Genomic DNA, 17,643 nt, shown 5'->3' on the forward strand with positions numbered 1-17,643 from the left:
TGTGGAAATTAGTATAAGGAATCAGAAAAACAACAAACTATAAAAAAGATTAATAAATTCGGAGGAAATTAAATAATGAAAAATAAAGAACTGGCACAGTTAAAAATGAATGCCAAAAGCTTAAAAAAAGTGATGGTGGTTAGTACGTTAACTTTGATGTTAGCAAGTTCAAGTATACCTAGTATTGCTTATGCAGTTGAAACAGAAGAAACAGTTGATAGTTCTGTTTCTGCTGAACTTGAAGGAGAACAGGCACCTACTTTGACAGAGGGAATACCAGTTATTTCTACAGAAGAAGTAGAGTCTGAAATACCTGAAAAGGAAGCAGAAACTGCAACAAAAGAAGAAAGTCAAGTGGCTCCAGAAACGGAAAGTAAGGCAACCAGTGAGGAAACTTCAAATACACGAGCGAATACTCCTAGTGTGTTAGCGAATGAAAGGATTGAAGAAGTTTCAACAGAGACAGAATTAACAGATGCCTTGCTTGGCAATGTATCAAAAATAAAATTATTGAAATCTATATCGGTGACTAAAGTTATATATATTGATAAAAATATTACTATTGATTTGAATGATAACCTCTTAAATGTAGGATCGCAATATCTTTATGTGAGAGCAGAAAGTGTCCGCTTTGAGAATGGGCGTATAAACGGAACTAAAGCTGGCGCGGGTACGATTTCTAGTGGCGTTACTAAAAAAAATCAGGAAATAATATTTAATAATATCTTATTTTCTGGTACTAATATAACAAATTATGTAACTAATAGTTATGACTATATATTTGAAGGTAAAAATGAAATTCGTTCGCAGGTTAATGTAATGAAGAATGTTTTAGTCAAAAAAAATGCGACTTTAACTGTTGTTGGTGGAGGTATTAAGTTCCCTAATACTACTGAATCCGGTGATTTGATACTAGAAGATAATGCTATTGTTGATATAAGTACTGAAATTCCTAGTACTAATCCAGCTTATATTCCTGTTTCATGGGCAAGAAATATTGATATCGGAGAGAATGCAAGTTTTACAGCGAGTGGAAAGTATATAATATTCAATTCAGCAGTTCCCCCAAATGGTGCAATTATCCCTTTAAATATTAATGCAAAAAAGGGTTCTATATTTAATGTGAATAGCAATTCTAAAGATGCCAAAGCTGCTGTCTTTTCAAAAGGTAATTATAATTTTACTTTTGATCATTTACAGCATCTAAATATGGGGGGGAGTGTCGCTCAACCTATCTTTGGAGCAGGAAGTATTGGAAATATTACTATCAAGGATTCTGAATTAAATGTATGGTCAATCAAAGATTCTGCCACAAATGGAAAGCCAAATAGCACTTGGGATATTAAAGATCGTTTTGAAATATCTAACTTTAGAGATGGTTACAGGTTAATCTATTGCAACAATCCAGTTGTTGAAAAAGAGTTTAGCCAATTAAGAGACTATAAACGGATTTCCAATGGTGCAGTAACGGGCAAACCAACTTTTGCCGGCATACAAAATAAAATAGTTGTTCAAGTAGGGACAGAATTTAATCCATTAAATGGTATTACAGCAACTGACAAAATTGATGGGGACTTAACTGATAAGATTGTGTTTACAGTTGAAGATGGAAAGAATATTGATACATCGAAACCTGGTAATTACACGATTCAGTATACAGTGAAAAATTCAAATGGTAATGAAGCTCAAGCTGTTACAGAATTGATTGTAGAGGAAAAGAAGATAGTTCAAACAACTATTTCTGATCTAGACACAACCTCAACGACTGTAAGTGGATTAGGTGAACCAAATGGTTTGATTGAAGTTAAAGCAAATCAACAAGTAATTGCGACAGGAACTGTTGGAAGTGATGGGAAATATACAATCCAAATGCCTAAACAAAGTACCGGTGTAAAGGTAACAACAATCGTGAAAGCAAATAACCAAACATCTGAAGCATCGACAATCGTAAAAAATGGTGAGATAGCCAAAACAACTATTTCTAATATTGATAATGCTACAACTTTTGTTTCGGGAACAGGTGAGCCAAATGGAGCAATTACATTGTCTGCAAATGGAACTATACTAGCATCAGGTAAAGTTGATAGTGCTGGGAAATATAGTTTTACAATTGCTAAACAAGCGGTAGGTGTAACAGTTCTAGCAAAAGTCACTTTAAATGGTAAAGAATCAGAAGCTTCAACTATTGTTACGAAAGCATCAGAAAAAGTAGTGGCTCCAGTTATTCATGACTACTATATAACAGATATAAATGCAAAAGGAACTATTGGAGGTTCAGCAAAACAAGTAGCTATTTATGTAAATGGGGTAAAGAAAAGAACAGCTGCAGTTACTAATGGAAGCTTTACTATCTATACAGGTGATTTAGGTTTAACTGTTGCAGGTCAAAGTTTTCAAATAGCTGGCTTATTTGATGGTGTTGAAGGGCCCAAAACAACAAAAATTGTTGAAGCAAGGAATCAATTGATTGCACCAACAATTAATGATTACTATACAACAGATGCAAATGTATCAGGAACAATTACTGGTTCAGCGAAACAAGTTGCGATTTTTATCGATGGGGTACAAAAACGTACAGCAGCTGTTAATAATGGCAAGTATGTAATTTATACAGGCGATCTAGGATTGACTACTCTTGGGAAAAAATTTCAAGTAGCTGGAATTGATGGAATCATGGTCGGACCAAAAACAGAAGCGACAGTAAAAAGTAAACAGCAGCTTGTTGCACCAACAATTAATGAGTATTATACAACAAATGTAAATGCATCAGGTACTATTGGAGGAGCAGCAAAACAAGTAGCTATTTTTATTGATGGGGTTCAAAAACGAACAGCTGCAGTTAAAAACGGTAAATATATAATTTATACAGGTGATTTAGGTTTAACAACAGCAGGCAAAACATTTGAAATAGCTGGGATTGACGGTTCAGCAATTGGGCCTAAAACTAAAATGATTGTGAAACAAAAAGAACAATTAGTAGTTCCTAAAATTAATGACTACTACACAACTGATGTGAATGCGAGTGGAACGATCACTGGCTCGGTAAAAAAAGTAGCGATTTTTGTAGATGGAGTTCAAAAACGAACAGCCGCAGTTAATGGTGGTAAGTATGTAATTTATACAGGTGATTTAGGATTAACAACCGCAGGTAAAACATTTGAAATAGCTGGGATTGCTGGTTCAGCAATTGGACCTAAAACTAAAATGATTGTGAAACAAAAAGTCCAATTAGTAGTTCCTAAAATTAATGACTACTACACAACTGATGTGAATGCGAGTGGAACGATTACTGGTTCGGTAGAAAAAGTAGCGATTTTTGTAGATGGAGTTCAAAAACGAACAGCCGCAGTTAATGGTGGTAAGTATGTGATTTATACAGGTGATTTAGGATTAACAACGGCAGGTAAAAAGTTTCAAATAGCCGGAATTAGCGGTTTAACAGTGGGACCTAAAGCAGAAATGACAGTGAAACAAAAAGTCCAATTAGCTGCTCCACAAATTAACCCATACTATACAACAGACACAACTGCGAGTGGAACAATCAGTGGCGATGTAGAAAAAGTAGCGATTTTTGTAGATGGAGTTGAAAAACGTAAAACTACAGTAGTGGATGGTAAGTATACAATTTATAGCGGTGACTTAGGTTTAACGACTACGGGTAAAGTTTTCGAAATAGCAGGGGTATTAGGATTAACAATTGGTCCTAAAACAAAGATGGTGGTACAACAAAAATCACAATTAGCACCACCTCAAATTAATTCATATTATACAACAGACACATTTGTTAGTGGAACAGTTACTGGTGAAGCAGAAAGAGTAGCGATTTTTGTTGACGGTATTCAGAAGCGTACAACTACAGTATTGGGTGGCAAGTATACAATTTATAGCGGTGACTTAGGTTTAACAACTGTGGGTAAAACATTCGAAATAGCTGGAATAAAAGATTCTATAGTTGGTATGAAGGCAAAAATGACAGTTCTAGAAAAACTTTAATACTAGTTAAAATAAATTTTATTTATTTTTGAAAATATCAGGCTATCAAAAAGTTGAAGTATTGTAACTTTTTGATAGCCTGTTTTTTATTCGAAATATCACTAACAAAAAAGTCTTTAATAGACTGAATGATTAATCGGAAAATCAGAATTTTTTTAAAAGATGTTAATTTATAACAATATTTATTTAATATGTTAGTGGAAATAGTAAAAATTGGGAGTAAATGTAGACTTAAAAAGAACAAAAATTGAATTTAAAAGGTAGACAATAACTTATGATTTGATTACTATCTTTTAAATTTTTGGTGATAAAGATAGCTTGATAATTTAAAGTATATTTCTCCAATCCTAACTATAAAATAAGACACAATTTTAGATTGATATTTATAAAAAATGCTGGATTAAAAATGTTTGTTAGGGAAACCTTTTTTGTTATGACCTATTTTAAGTCTTTTCGATATCGAATAATTAAATAAGCAGTCGCAACAATTAATGAAAGCGACAAGTTCATAGTTAGAAATTGTTTATAATGCAGAACGTTCGTATTGATAATGAGTGAATTCAATAATATGTAGACAATAAAACCTATTGACCCCATTTTTGTTAAAATAGATTCACTTCGCTCGTCACTTCCCATTTTCTTACCAATAAAATAGACAACCCCAACGCTTGTGATGATAAGAAGTAATGTGATCCCTATAAAAATATTGAAATTGTTAATTTCTCCTAACTGGTTGTCGATTATTTCGATAAAATACATTATTTTTCCTCCTTCTTATAAATAAAGATATCTGTAATTTCTACATTAAAATATTCTGCAATTCTGAATGCTAAAAGTAGGGATGGGACATAGTTCCCCTTTTCCATGACAAAAATAGTTTGTTTTGAAACCCCGATTTTATCAGCTAGATCTTTTTGAGACATTTTTTTTAAAACGCGAAACTCATAAACTTTATTAGCTATAAAATCACCATAATCTTTTTTCATGTAAATTACCTCCTAAGTGAATTGTAAACTAAACTAGGTAAAAAGTAAAGTAAACTTATACGAAAAAGGAGTTTTCTTTGTTCGTGCTTATTTAATAAATAGTACAGTTGATAATATATTCGTATTTAAGAATAACTATCAAATACATAAGAACCACTTGGAATCTAGCACAGGCTCTTTTAGCAAAATAAGAAACAGTAAATATTTCGAAAACAATTGACAATGAGAATCATTCTCAATATAATGAAATTGCTGCTTTGAAGCAGTGAAAAAAGGTAGAGAATTTTTTTTGATATCTATTGAGAATGATTCTCAATATAGATGAATCAGCTCTTATGAGCATTCTATTAAAGGAGGAGTACAATGAATAAAGTAAATTTAGCTTGGTTAGCTGTTTTTGCATTACTAGGTTCATTTTTTATAAGTCCAAAAGTTGCTTTTGCGGCATTAGACGATGGAACTTATTCAATAAATTATACAGTTGTTCAAGGAGATGGAGGTTCAGCTTCTATGGCCAACGACTATTTTGATAAACCTGCTACGTTAGTTGTGGCGAATGGGCAATCAAGCATTCAGTTACAGCTTAATCATAGTAAATGGATTACAGGTTTATGGGTTGATGCAGGCAATGGGCTACAATCTGAACAAATAATTAGCACAGACGACTCACTTGATACCCGAAAAGTTAGTTTTCAAACAGGTGATTTGAGTGCTCCGATTGCAGCAAAAATTAAAGTAGATATTGAAAATTCAGATTTAAGCTATCATCATGAATATAAAATAAATTTAAGCTTTGATTTACAATCAGCGTCTTTAATTGCTGGATCTGCAGTTGAAAAAACAACAGAAACACAAGGTGACGTTAAAGCTCCGGAGGTGGCAGGAGCAAGTACGACTGAAAAAGTACCTAACCCAAAATCTGGTGATCAAACGCCCATTTATTTATATAGCCTTTTATTTATAGGTGCATTAGGTAGTTTATTCGTGTTTAGAAAAACGGCTAAAGTAAAATAAAAATCAAATTTTATTGGCAATTCTCTTGATAAAACAGATAAATACAACCAAAAGTAAAAAACTTTTTTTGTATTTCCTATTTTAAAATCGATAGGGATACGGAGAATTAACTAGTCTATCAGGCTAGTTTTTATGAGCCAACTCTTAGGAAAAAAGATAAAATTTTGAGGTGACAAAAACCGTCACATCCAATTTTCCTATTTTTCTGCCAGAGCTACTCGGCTCAACAAAATTTTTATATAGGAGGTCTATAAATGAAAAAAATGTTTAAAAAATTAAATAGTTGTTTGGTTATCACGTTATTATTTTTTAGTTTAGTACCTTCATACACAGCTATCGCTGAGGAATCACTATTAAAAGATGGTGGTGAATATCAAGTTCAGTTGAATTTTTATAAAGATCAGACGGGTGGATCAACAAAGGAAAGTTCTGCTGCTAATGCTTATCTTGATCATACTGGAACGATTAAAGTAGAAAATAATCAACCGTATTTATATGTAACTGTAAAAAATAGTGGTTGGTGGAAAAATTTTGCTACTAGCAAGTCAGGCGAACGCCCGGCAACTCCAGTACCGGCAGAAAATTATCAAGGAACGTACCAAGATGTTGAAGTTATTTCTGAAAATCCAGCTGACAATACCCGTAAAGTCAGAATTAAAATGGAATCATTGGATAAAATTATTTTTTCATATATGCATATTAATGTAGATACAGTACCAGGTTTTAATTATGATAACTGGTATCAAGTTGACTTAACAATTGATCCTTCTTCTCTAGTTGTTGTTTCTGAACCAGTTATTGAAGAACCTTCTATACCAGTTGTACCAACTGAATTAGCAGATGGAACGTACAAAGTACCATTTACTGCGAAACATGCAACGGAAGAAAAAGCTAGCAGTATGCAAAAATACTTTGATAATCCAGTTTGGTTGAAAGTTGAAAATGGCAAAAAAACGATCGCAATGAATTTAAATGATTCTAAAACAGTAACTAGTTTCCAAACAGAAGTTGGAGGAAGCTTAGTTGAAACAGGGATAGTATCAAAAGATGAAGCGCAGAATAGTCGTATTGTTACATTTGATGTTCCAAATTTAACAACAGATTTAAATGCACATGTTGCATATCAAGTGGATATGGGTGGTGGAAAACTGTATAATGGCCAAGCCAATTTCCGTTTATTATTTAACCCAACTCAAGCAGTAGCTATTCCGAGTAATGAGTTTCCAAGTGCTCCAGAACCAGAAAAACCAACGGAACCAACTGAATTAGCAGATGGAACTTACAAAGTACCATTTACTGCAAAACATGCAACGGAAGAAAAAGCTAGCAGTATGCAAAAATACTTTGATAATCCAGTTTGGTTGAAAGTTGAAAATGGTAAAAAAACCATCGCAATGAATTTAAATGATTCTAAAACAGTAACTAGTTTCCAAACGGAAGTTGGAGGAAGCTTAGTTGAAACAGGGATAGTATCAAAAGATGAAGCGCAAAATAGTCGTATTGTCACATTTGATGTTCCAGATTTAACAACAGATTTAAATGCACATGTCGCATATCAAGTGGATATGGGTGGTGGGAAACTGTATAATGGCCAAGCCAATTTCCGTTTATTATTTGACCCAACTCAAGCAGTAGCTATTCCGAGTAATGAGTTTCCAAGTGCTCCAGAACCAGAAAAACCTGTAACTCCTGTAGACCCAGAGAAACCAACAGATCCAGAAAAACCAATTAACCCAGTAAAACCAGCTGATCCAACGAATCTAGAAAATAATCACCAATATAGTGTAAACTTTAGTGTTATGAAGGCTGATGAATCTGAAAAGTCAATGATGGATCAATACACATTAAAACCAGGTATTATCAAAGTTGAAAAAGGACAACCTTATCTTTATCTGACTTTAAAGAGTAGTCATTGGATTAAGACATTTAAAACTGAACAAAATGGACTTTGGTCAGATGCCGCTGTAGTTAGCAACGATACTGAAAAAGACTATCGCGTTGTCAAATACCCAATTGCTAATGGTTTTGCAAAAACAAAAGCTCAAACAAGAGTGACAATTACAGACATGCCAGGGCTTAATTATGATGAAGAATATACTGTCTCAATTAATTTAGATGCTACATCACTAAAAGACATTACGGGTCAAACACCACCTGTCCAGTTGCCAACGTCACCTACGACAAATGGAAAATTTGAACCAGCAAATGAAGGTACGCCAGAAAAATTAGCGAAACCTAACTTTTTAAGTGCCAATGTAGCATCCGCTCAAGAAAGTAAACCCGTTACTAAGACTAAAAATGTTCAAACGAGTGACTCGGCTAATATAGCCATCTATAGTTTTATTTTTATCCTAGCAAGTGGTTATTTTATGCGACGCTATCAACTAAAAAAATAATAAATAAAAATGAGTCTTAGCATTTGCTAAGACTCACTTTTGCTAATCTGTCATCAAAGGAGTAGGCAATGAAAAAACAACTAATGCTAGTCTTAACTTTGCTAGTTCTTTTATTAGCAGCATGTGGGAATGAAAAAAATCCTAATGAAAAAGAAAATTCAGCAAGAGTAGATGATACAGTAACTCAAGAAAAAAAAGAACAACGATTGATTGCAACAACAGTAGCAAGTGCAGAAATTATGGCTAAATTGGATTATCCTTTAGTTGGTATTCCTACAACATCAAAAGAATTGCCCAAACAATACAAAGATGTTGTGGAAGTTGGTTCACCAATGGGACCAGATTTAGAAATTATGCGCACACTAAAACCAGATTTAGTCTTGTCAACAAGCACACTCCAAACCGATTTGGAAGATGGATTAACAGCTGCAAAATTAAAAACGAACTTTTTAGATTTCCGTAGTATCGCTTCTATGGAAAAAGAAATTAAAACATTAGGTGAGCAATTGAATCGTCAATCAGAAGCAGAACAATTAACGCAATCTATTGATCAAAAAGTTGCTAAAGCTCAAACAAAAGTTAAGCAAGATAAGAAACCAAAGGTGTTAATTTTAATGGGTATTCCTGGTAGTTACTTAGTAGTGACGGAAAAGGCTTATATTGGCGATTTAGTACGCTTAGCAGGAGGCGAAAACGTTATTACTGGGCAAGAACAAGAATACTTAGCTTCTAATACTGAATTTTTGCAGCAAGCGAACCCGGATATTATTTTGCGGGCGGCTCACGGTATGCCTAAAGAAGTAGTAGAAATGTTTGATGAAGAATTTAAAACCAACGATAATTGGAAACACTTTAATGCAGTTAAGAATAATCGAGTCTATGATTTAGATGAAAACTTATTTGGCATGACTGGTTCGTTAAATGCTCCTACAGCATTAACAAAATTAGTGGAGCTATTTTATGAACAATAAAGTTTATGGTTTTTTATTTGTAGTCATAGCTTTAGTTGGAACGCTTATTTGGGCATTATTATCAGGAAGTTTGCACGTACCAATAAGCGAATTAATTCAAGGGCTGATTACTGGTGAAAATGAAAAAGTGCTGATTATTAAAGATTTACGTTTTCCAAGAATTATTTTAGCTTTTTTTGCGGGAGCAGCTTTATCCGTTTCAGGTTTATTGTTGCAAGCTATTTTACGAAACCCATTAGCCGATGCAGGTATTATTGGAATTTCAGCAGGGGCTAAATTTTTCACATTACTTATTTTAGCGATTGCTCCACAATTCTATTTTTGGACGCCATTTTTTGCCTTTTTAGGAGGCGTGGTAGCTTGTTGTTTAGTATTTGGTTTTAGTTTTAAAGTTGGACTAAAACCGTTGCACTTAATTGTTGTAGGGGTTGCTGTTAATGCTATTTTTACTGGATTAAATGATATTCTAACCAGTTCGATGGTGCAAATATCAAGCCAAACAGCTGGTAATGCGATTAATTTTGGCATGAAAACTTGGGGAGATGTTCAATTATTAGTTAGTTATGTTGCTATTGGTTTACTTGTTACTTTTTTTATTGCAAAGTGGTGCAATTTACTAGCTCTTGAAGATACAACACTATATAGTTTAGGTGTTCCAGTGCTCAAAATGCGCTTTTTTATTGCCTTACTAGCGGTACTTTTGGCTTCAGTTACAACGGCGATTGTCGGTGTGATTTCTTTTGTGGGATTACTAGTTCCTCATTTAGCTAGACGTTTACTAAAAACGAATGATTACCGAATTTTAATTCCTTATTCTAGCTTACTAGGTGGTTTATTAGTCTTATTTGCAGATACTTTAGGACGAAATTTAATGGCACAAATGGAAATCCCTGCTGCGATTATTATGTTGATTATAGGTGGCCCCTTCTTATTATTTTTAATGTGGCGGAGTACAAGTATCGCTGGTAAAAATGGAGGGGAAAAGTATGATGCGTAAAGTATTTAACTTAGTAATGCTTGCTATTTTGCTTTTCTCGGGCTATCAAATCGTCAATTATTGGGTAGAAAATAATCATAATAAAACGATTCTATCAGACGTTCAAACAGTTTATCAGCAGAGAAAGAATGAGCCACATGATGCTAACCAACTTCGCCCTGCATTTGTTGAATTGCAAAAAAAAAATCCAGACATGATTGGTTGGATTTCGATTGAAGGTACGGAAGTTGATTACCCAATTTTACAAAGTTTAGATAATGAGTACTATTTGAAACACAATTATCAAAGGGAAGTTGCACGTGCTGGGAGCATCTTTAAAGATTATCGAAATCAATCAGAAGATGAAAAGAATACAATTATCTATGGACATAATATGAAGGACGGCTCGATGTTTGCGAGTATAAATAATTATCTGAATCCTGATTTTTATAAAGAGCATCCAACTTTTGAGTATGAAACTGAAACGAAAAGTTATACGGTAGAAGTTTTTGCAGCCTATGAAACAACTACAGATTTCTATTATATTGAGACTAATTTTCAAGAACCCGGTTCATTTACTACTTATTTAGATTCAGTTAAGTTAAAGTCGACTATTACAACAAATATAGAAGTTTCTGAAAACGATCAAATTCTGACTTTATCTACTTGTGATTCCGGATTGGATTACGGGAAAGGGCGCTTTGTTGTACAAGGTAAATTAGTAGAAAAAATACTGTGAAGTAGGTTTTTGTATCATCTTTAAAAACTATAGAAATTAACTATTTTATTAGAGCAGAAATAGCTAATTTACTATTATATACTGTGTTATACTAACGGTATGGCAACTGCCCCGAATGGGGGTGTTGAAATGTTAAAAGATTTAGTATTGTTAGTTGTCGCCCCTGTAATTGCAGGGATAGTGATTCAGCTATTTGCTCATTGGTTAGATAAGCGAGACGATGATTGAAGCAGTTGCTCTACTAACCCACGTGTGCCTAACTTATATGCATATAAAAAAAGCCCAACCTACGGACATAGGTTGGGCTTTCGTGTTGAAATGTATAAGAAATTAGTATTGTTTCGCAAGTTCATAGTAACATGAAATTAAGGTAGTTGTCAATGTAACGAATGCTAAAATACACTAGACGGGCAGAGAGTTAACTAGGTTAAATAGTCGTTTTTAATCATATTTAGTAGTTAAGATGACAATGAATTTTAAATGACTTATACTCTTATCTGTAACAAATATACTGCATAGAGTAATATACAAAATGGTTTGAACTAGTTAAGCTAAAGCATGTGCAATTTAACTGTTAACAAAAAAATAGTAGTATTAACACGATTTCTTAACGTTTTTGTAGTAAGCTAAAGTAAGTAATTTAAAAAATTAAAATAAGAGTAGTGAGAGAGCTACTCAACTCAACGAGCTTTTTATTAAGGCCAGCTCTTATGAGTTAGGCTCTCGGAAGAAAGGTGAAATTTCGAGGTGGCAAAAAAACGCCACATCAAATTTCACAATTCTTCATTCGAGCCTGAACGAACTCAACAAGCTTTTTATTACAAAAGGAGGAATGTACTAAATGGAGGAAGAAGTGTTACTCGCAAAGGGACTAACGAAACAAGTTGGTCGTAAAATACTGGTAAAAGAAGTCGATATATCGATTGGTAAAGGGGAAATTGTCGGTTTATTAGGTCCTAATGGTGCCGGTAAAACGACAATTATTCGCATGCTAACTGGTCTGATTTCTAGAAATGCTGGGACTGTTAAAATTAATTCCAATGATTTAGATGGAAATTTTGAAGGATGTATGGAAGATGTCGGGGCGATTATTGAAAACCCTGAATTTTACAAGTATCTTAGCGGCTGGGAGAATTTAAAACAGTTTGCTCGTATGAGTCGCAAAACAATTACAGATGAAGAAATAAAAAAAGTGGTGGAACGTGTTCGTTTAACTGAAAGCATTCAAAACAAAGTTAAAACCTACTCATTAGGTATGCGCCAACGATTAGGAATTGCTCAAGCCATTATTCACCATCCTTCTTTACTGATTTTAGATGAACCCTTAAATGGGGTTGATCCTAAAGGAATGCACGATTTTAGACAATTAATGCGTGAAATTGTGCAAGATGGAACCAGTATTTTAATTTCTAGCCATTTACTTTCAGAAATGGAGTTATTAGCAGATAAAATCATTATTATTGAAGAAGGTAAATTAACTCACATTGAAGATTTAACAAAGGCAGATGAAAAACCAGAAAATAGTCTGTTACACATCACGATTGAAACTCCTGAACAAAGTCTACTACAAAAGGAAGTTGCTTTAATGGGGTTAACAGTCATTGCTCATAGTGCGAATTCATTAACGATTGAAATTGAGAAAAATCAAATTCCAGCATTTATTGAGCATGGCGTTCAAAAAGGGATTCCTTTTTATGGAATTACACCACATGTTTCAACGTTGGAAGAACGCTTCCTGGAATTGACTAAAGGAGGAAGTTTACGATGATAAATTTGGTTATTAATGAAAGTCGCAAATTAATTTTTAGACGCTCATTTATTGTGTATTTGATTATTATTTTTGGTTTAGTTGCATTAGTCGGGGGAATAAATAAATACGCCTACAGCCTGAACTCTAATGAATATTTCGAGCAAAAAGCAGGAGATGAAAGCGAGCCTGTTAAGAAAACTATTAAAAAAGGGATTCCTGTTTTTACTTATTCTGAGGATGGGAAACCTGTCACAAATCTTGAAGAAGCCGTTAAAATTAGTCGAAGTAATCTACTGGCAGCACAAGCCAAAGAGAAAGAAGATTATCCAAATGAAATTGCTTATGCACAAAAGGAATTGGATTATTATGAAGCCTATTTGAAAAAAGGTGTGACTCCAATTACGACCAATAATGGTGGTGAATCAGCTGGAAGTTTCTTTTCTAGTTTAGGTGGGATCTTAAGTATTGTAAATATGTTAGTTGTAGTTGTTGCAAGTATGATGGTTGCTTCTGAGTTTAGCGATGGAACCATTAAATTATTGCTGACTAGACCTCATAAACGTAGTCAAATTCTTTTGTCTAAACTAATCGTTTGTTTATTATTTGCTGCTTTTGTGACGCTATTTACGATGGTAGCTGCTGGAATTGTTGGGGCAATCCTGTTTCCTGTTCAGTCCTTTATGCTCCCTGCCTCGACAATGTTGGGGACAATGTCCGCCTTAAAGGCTGGATTTGTTTTAGCCGGAACCAACTATCTATTAATGGTTCTTTACATCAGTGTTGCGTTAATGATTTCGGCAGTTTTTCGTTCACAAGCTCTTGCCGTGGGAATTGCGATGTTAATGGTCTTTTCAAGTTCGATTATCAATACATTCTTATCCCTACTAATACCAAAATGGGAACCACTAAAATGGATTGTTTTTAATTTGTTAAATATTAATGAATTGGGACGTGGCAATTCTATCCCTGGAGATATTAGTTTAGTAGCTGCAGGGATTGGATTACTTCTATACAGCATCTTGATTTATATGTTAACTGTTTATCTATTTAAAAAACGCGACGTTGCTTTAACTTAAATAGTTGTGCAAAAAGTAGAAATATCCTATCTTGGGTATTTCTACTTTTTTTAAATTCAATAGATTGTGCTATACTTTAGAGACAGTTAAGTAATAGGCAAAGATGAAAGTGAAGTGATTGAAGAATGTCGATTGGCTGGCTTTATTTTATCGTGATTATTTTAGCAAATACTGTGGGTTCATTATCTGGTATGGGTGGTGGAGTGATAATTAAACCAGTATTAGATGCAATTGGAGCCCACTCTGTCGGGACAATTTCTTTTTATTCTAGTATAGCTGTGTTCACAATGGCCATTGTCTCCACTATTAAGCAGGTGAAGAACGGCGTGACAGTCAAACCAAAAACGGTCCTATTCCTTTCGCTAGGTTCTGTATTAGGTGGTATTATTGGGAATGTGACTTTTGAGGGCTTATTAAGGCTCTATTCTGATGAACAGGTCGTTCAAAAAATTCAAATTAGTTTAACAATTGTTTCTTTGCTGTTTGCCATCTTATATACCCACTATAAATGGTCTTCATGGCAACTTATAAAAGTTCATTGGTATTTTAGTGCGGGACTATTTTTAGGTTTTTTAGCAACGTTATTGGGAATTGGTGGTGGACCGATTAATGTGGCATTACTAATGCTCTGTTTTGGGTTTCCAATCAAAGAAGCAACCGTTTATTCTATTGTCACAATCTTGTTTTCTCAATTTTCCAAATTGATTGCAACAGGTTTATCCACAGGCTATCAAATTTTTGATTTAAGCTTACTTTCTTTTATTATTCCAGCTGCGATTTTTGGCGGATTTTTAGGAGCACAATTAAGTGGCATCCTATCAGATAAAAGAGTCTTACAAGTCTATCAATTCGTAGTGGTAGCTGTGATTGGATTGAACCTTTGGAATTTATTTTAAGCCTAAGAACAAGGGATAGGAATTACCTTGTTCTCAGGCTTTTTATCTTTTTACATAATTTTTTACAGGGTAATCTTCTACAGCAAGAGCTGTTTCTTGTTCCAGCACAAGTTGAGCTAGCATTTTTCCAATTAAAGGTCCGGTTGTTAAACCAGAAGATCCTAATCCACTAGCAACATAGAGCTGGGGATTATCGGGTATTGGACCAAAGAAAGGTGCGAAGTCAGATGTATAAGCTCGTGTTCCGACTTTTGTTTCAATTAAATCAGCTGTGGATAATTCTGGAGCCAAGTCGCTAGCTTCCGTGATCATGGCTTTAATTTCTGGTGAAGTTGGAGATAAATCATAGCCTAAATCGTTCTCATGAGTGGCTCCAACTAAAATATGTCCATGACTGAACGGAATGATATCTTTTTCGCCATGTGGAATTACCACTGGCCATTGCTGTGAGTTATCCACTGTGGATAAGTGTAAATGAGCCAATTGACCCTTTTGTGGACGAATATCCACAGAATAACCCAAGGGTGTGAGTAATTCGGGCAACCAAGCGCCTACAGCTAGGATAATTTGTTGATAATTTTCGACGCCAGTCGGAGCATGAATCTTAAATGAGTGGTCTTCTGCTTGTTGTAGCATTATTTTACCAGCTATAAATGTCCCACCATTATCTAGTAGCATCTCAATTAATTTTTTTGTTAATAAATGACCATCCACACGAGCACCACCACTAGCAAACAGAGCTGATTCAGTTGTTTTTAAAAGCGGTATTTTAGCTTCAATTTCACTTGGTGATAGAATTTGTAACTCGCCTATTTCAGGTGCGGTTTCACGTCTTTTTAGTGCTAATTTTTCTAATTTAAGTAGCGTTGCTGGATTTTTTTTGAAAATTAACGCGCCAACTTGTTGATAGATCTCAGAGTCAGAGTAATCTTCCCCTAAATCATGCATCAATTGTGGATAAAAAGCTGCTCCAGATGCTGCCAGTTGATACCATTCTTTATTGCGTCGTTGTGAAAGCCAGGGACAAATAATTCCGGCGGCTGCCGCTGTAGCTTGCCCATTTCCATCATCATACAGTGTCACTGAATAGCCTGCTTTTGCTAAGTAAAAGGCTGTTGTTGCTCCAACAATACCGGCTCCAACAATTCCAATTCGTTTATTTTTCATTATAGTGTCCTTTCTAATAACGATTCTCTTTTTATTGTATCATACTCATAGGAGTAGAAAAATGGGGATAAAATCTGAAAACGGTTTACAAGTTAAAAAAAATGTAGTATTCTATTTTGTATAGTCATTCGAATGAATTATATTTATGCGTATATTTTAGGAGGAGTTTTATGAGTGGAATGCTAGATAATCTATTAAATAAATTTTTAAAATTTGCTAATACAAAAACCATAACAGCATTGAAAGATGGGTTTGTTTTAACGATGCCGATTACATTAGTTGGCTCACTATTTTTACTGATTGCTAATTTACCGTTTCAAAATTATGGTGCGTTTATGGCAAAAACTTTTGGAGAAAATTGGAATATTGGGTTAAACCAAGTTTCAGCGAATACTTTTGATATTTTAGCGATGGTTATTGCTATTGGTATCGGTTATGCTTATGCTACTAACGAAAAAGTTGATGGGATTTCATGTGGGATTCTTTCTTTTGTTTCCTTTTTAATTGTTTCGGCTTCTTCGACTATTACTGAGTCTAATGAAATTGTGACAGGCATTATCCCTCGTGCTTGGACAGGCGGAAATGGTGTTATTGCAGCAATATTAGTCGGGATTTTTGTTGGGAAAATATTCTGTTTCTTTATGAAGCGCAACATCACGATTAAAATGCCTGCTGGAGTTCCAGTCGGTGTCGCCAATTCATTTGCAGCTTTAATTCCAGGTTTTGTTATTATTCTTATTTCAATGGTTGTCTATCAACTTTGCATGATGATTGCCAACTTATCCTTAACGGAATTAATCTTTAAAGTTCTACAAACGCCTATGCAAAATTTAACGGACACATGGGTGGGCGGTATTCTAATTGTGCTCTTAATGTCTGTCTTATTCTGGGCTGGTTTGCATGGACCCAATATAATTATGGGGGTAATGGCACCGATTTTGACAGCCAACTCAATTGCCAATCAAGGCATTGTTGAATCAGGAAAAGCATTGACGATGGCCAATGGTGCTAGAGTAATGACGCCACAATTAATTGATAATTTTGTTAAATTTGGTGGCACAGGGATTACGTTAGGCTTACTGATTGCGGCTTTATTAGCTGCAAAGTCAAAACAAATGAAAGAAATCTCCAAGCTATCAATTGTACCAGGCTTCTTTAATATTAACGAACCAGTTATTTTCGGTTTACCGATTGTGTTTAATCCAATCATGTTAATTCCCTTTATTCTTGTCCCTTTGATCGGGTTAATTATTACTTACGGGGCGATTACAATTGGCTTTTTAACACCTTTTAATAATGTACAAGTTCCTTGGACAACACCACCGATTATTTCTGGCTTTATTTTAGGTGGATTTAAGGGAGCTTTGATTCAAGTCATTATTTTAGTTCTTTCTGTTGTTATTTACTTCCCATTTATGAAGAAGCAAGATCAACAGAACTTACTAGCTGAAGCAGAAGAAAAGTAAGCAATAAAACGTAAATCTTAGTTCTTATAAGCCAACTTTTCGAGAAAAAGAAGGAATTTTGAGGTGACAAAAAGCGTCACATCAAATTCCCCTATTTTTCTGCCGAGTCTAATCGGTTCAACAAACTTTTTATTAGGCTAGTTCTTATGAGCCAACTCCTCGAGAAAAAGATAAAAATTCGAAAGGACAAAAAACGTCCTATCAATTTTTACT

Annotated in this window: 14 protein-coding genes; 11 read left to right on the forward strand and 3 right to left on the reverse strand. The window is 34.4% G+C overall.

The genetic code is table 11. From position 1 onward, the window contains the following. Window positions 1–75 precede the first annotated feature (75 nt). Window positions 76–3,993 (forward strand): Ig-like domain-containing protein, encoded by a 3,918-nt coding sequence (locus tag MHI00_RS02545; protein ID WP_341110826.1) that lies wholly within the window; start codon window positions 76–78, stop codon window positions 3,991–3,993. Window positions 3,994–4,431: 438 nt separating this feature from the next. Here the strand turns inward: MHI00_RS02545 and MHI00_RS02550 are convergent, their stop codons facing one another. Both MHI00_RS02550 and MHI00_RS02555 read right to left on the reverse strand, forming a co-directional pair. Continuing rightward, entirely contained in the window at window positions 4,432–4,752 is a 321-nt protein-coding gene (locus MHI00_RS02550; protein WP_010054620.1) for a hypothetical protein, read from the reverse strand. Further along, window positions 4,752–4,979, reverse strand: a complete 228-nt coding sequence (locus MHI00_RS02555; RefSeq protein WP_010054621.1) for a helix-turn-helix transcriptional regulator — start codon at window positions 4,977–4,979, stop codon at window positions 4,752–4,754. Before MHI00_RS02555 ends, MHI00_RS02550 begins: the two co-directional genes overlap by 1 nt. 363 nt (window positions 4,980–5,342) lie before the next feature. Between MHI00_RS02555 and isdC the strand changes: the two genes are divergently transcribed. From isdC to MHI00_RS02600, 9 genes are all read left to right on the forward strand, one after another. Further along, the gene (gene isdC / locus MHI00_RS02560; RefSeq protein ID WP_010054622.1) at window positions 5,343–5,993 is read left to right on the forward strand and encodes a heme uptake protein IsdC; all 651 of its coding nucleotides are present in this window, start codon (window positions 5,343–5,345) and stop codon (window positions 5,991–5,993) included. A 254-nt stretch (window positions 5,994–6,247) separates the two neighbouring features. Next, window positions 6,248–8,389, forward strand: coding sequence for an NEAT domain-containing protein (locus MHI00_RS02565; RefSeq protein ID WP_341110834.1), 2,142 nt, complete (start codon window positions 6,248–6,250; stop codon window positions 8,387–8,389). Window positions 8,390–8,457: 68 nt separating this feature from the next. Further along, window positions 8,458–9,360, forward strand: a complete 903-nt coding sequence (gene isdE / locus MHI00_RS02570; protein WP_187958044.1) for a heme ABC transporter substrate-binding protein IsdE — start codon at window positions 8,458–8,460, stop codon at window positions 9,358–9,360. Continuing rightward, entirely contained in the window at window positions 9,350–10,357 is a 1,008-nt protein-coding gene (locus tag MHI00_RS02575) for a FecCD family ABC transporter permease (RefSeq protein WP_341110837.1), read from the forward strand. Before isdE ends, MHI00_RS02575 begins: the two co-directional genes overlap by 11 nt. Continuing rightward, complete coding sequence (srtB, locus tag MHI00_RS02580) at window positions 10,347–11,075, forward strand: class B sortase (RefSeq protein ID WP_341110839.1); 729 nt, start codon at window positions 10,347–10,349, stop codon at window positions 11,073–11,075. Before MHI00_RS02575 ends, srtB begins: the two co-directional genes overlap by 11 nt. A 99-nt stretch (window positions 11,076–11,174) precedes the next feature. Beyond that, window positions 11,175–11,303 carry a type I toxin-antitoxin system Fst family toxin gene (locus tag MHI00_RS02585; RefSeq protein WP_409196934.1) on the forward strand — a complete coding sequence of 43 codons (129 nt, stop codon included), beginning with the start codon at window positions 11,175–11,177 and terminating at the stop codon, window positions 11,301–11,303. A 613-nt stretch (window positions 11,304–11,916) separates the two neighbouring features. Further along, window positions 11,917–12,843 (forward strand): ABC transporter ATP-binding protein, encoded by a 927-nt coding sequence (locus MHI00_RS02590; RefSeq protein WP_087115560.1) that lies wholly within the window; start codon window positions 11,917–11,919, stop codon window positions 12,841–12,843. Next, the gene (locus tag MHI00_RS02595) at window positions 12,840–13,901 is read left to right on the forward strand and encodes an ABC transporter permease (protein ID WP_057000030.1); all 1,062 of its coding nucleotides are present in this window, start codon (window positions 12,840–12,842) and stop codon (window positions 13,899–13,901) included. Before MHI00_RS02590 ends, MHI00_RS02595 begins: the two co-directional genes overlap by 4 nt. Window positions 13,902–14,026: 125 nt before the next feature. Next, window positions 14,027–14,797, forward strand: coding sequence for a sulfite exporter TauE/SafE family protein (locus MHI00_RS02600; RefSeq protein ID WP_057000029.1), 771 nt, complete (start codon window positions 14,027–14,029; stop codon window positions 14,795–14,797). A gap of 42 nt (window positions 14,798–14,839) precedes the next feature. On the opposite strand, the gene MHI00_RS02605 is transcribed toward MHI00_RS02600, so the two are convergent. Continuing rightward, window positions 14,840–15,964 (reverse strand): NAD(P)/FAD-dependent oxidoreductase, encoded by a 1,125-nt coding sequence (locus tag MHI00_RS02605; protein WP_015077458.1) that lies wholly within the window; start codon window positions 15,962–15,964, stop codon window positions 14,840–14,842. A gap of 170 nt (window positions 15,965–16,134) precedes the next feature. Here MHI00_RS02605 and MHI00_RS02610 point away from each other — a divergent pair, with 170 nt between their 5' ends. After that, on the forward strand, window positions 16,135–17,430 hold the full coding sequence (locus MHI00_RS02610) for a PTS sugar transporter subunit IIC (RefSeq protein WP_201730721.1): 1,296 nt from the start codon (window positions 16,135–16,137) through the stop codon (window positions 17,428–17,430). Window positions 17,431–17,643 lie beyond the last annotated feature (213 nt).

It is taken from the genome of Carnobacterium sp. FSL E2-0243 (assembly GCF_038003605.1).
Classification (GTDB): Bacteria; Bacillota; Bacilli; order Lactobacillales; family Carnobacteriaceae; genus Carnobacterium; species Carnobacterium maltaromaticum.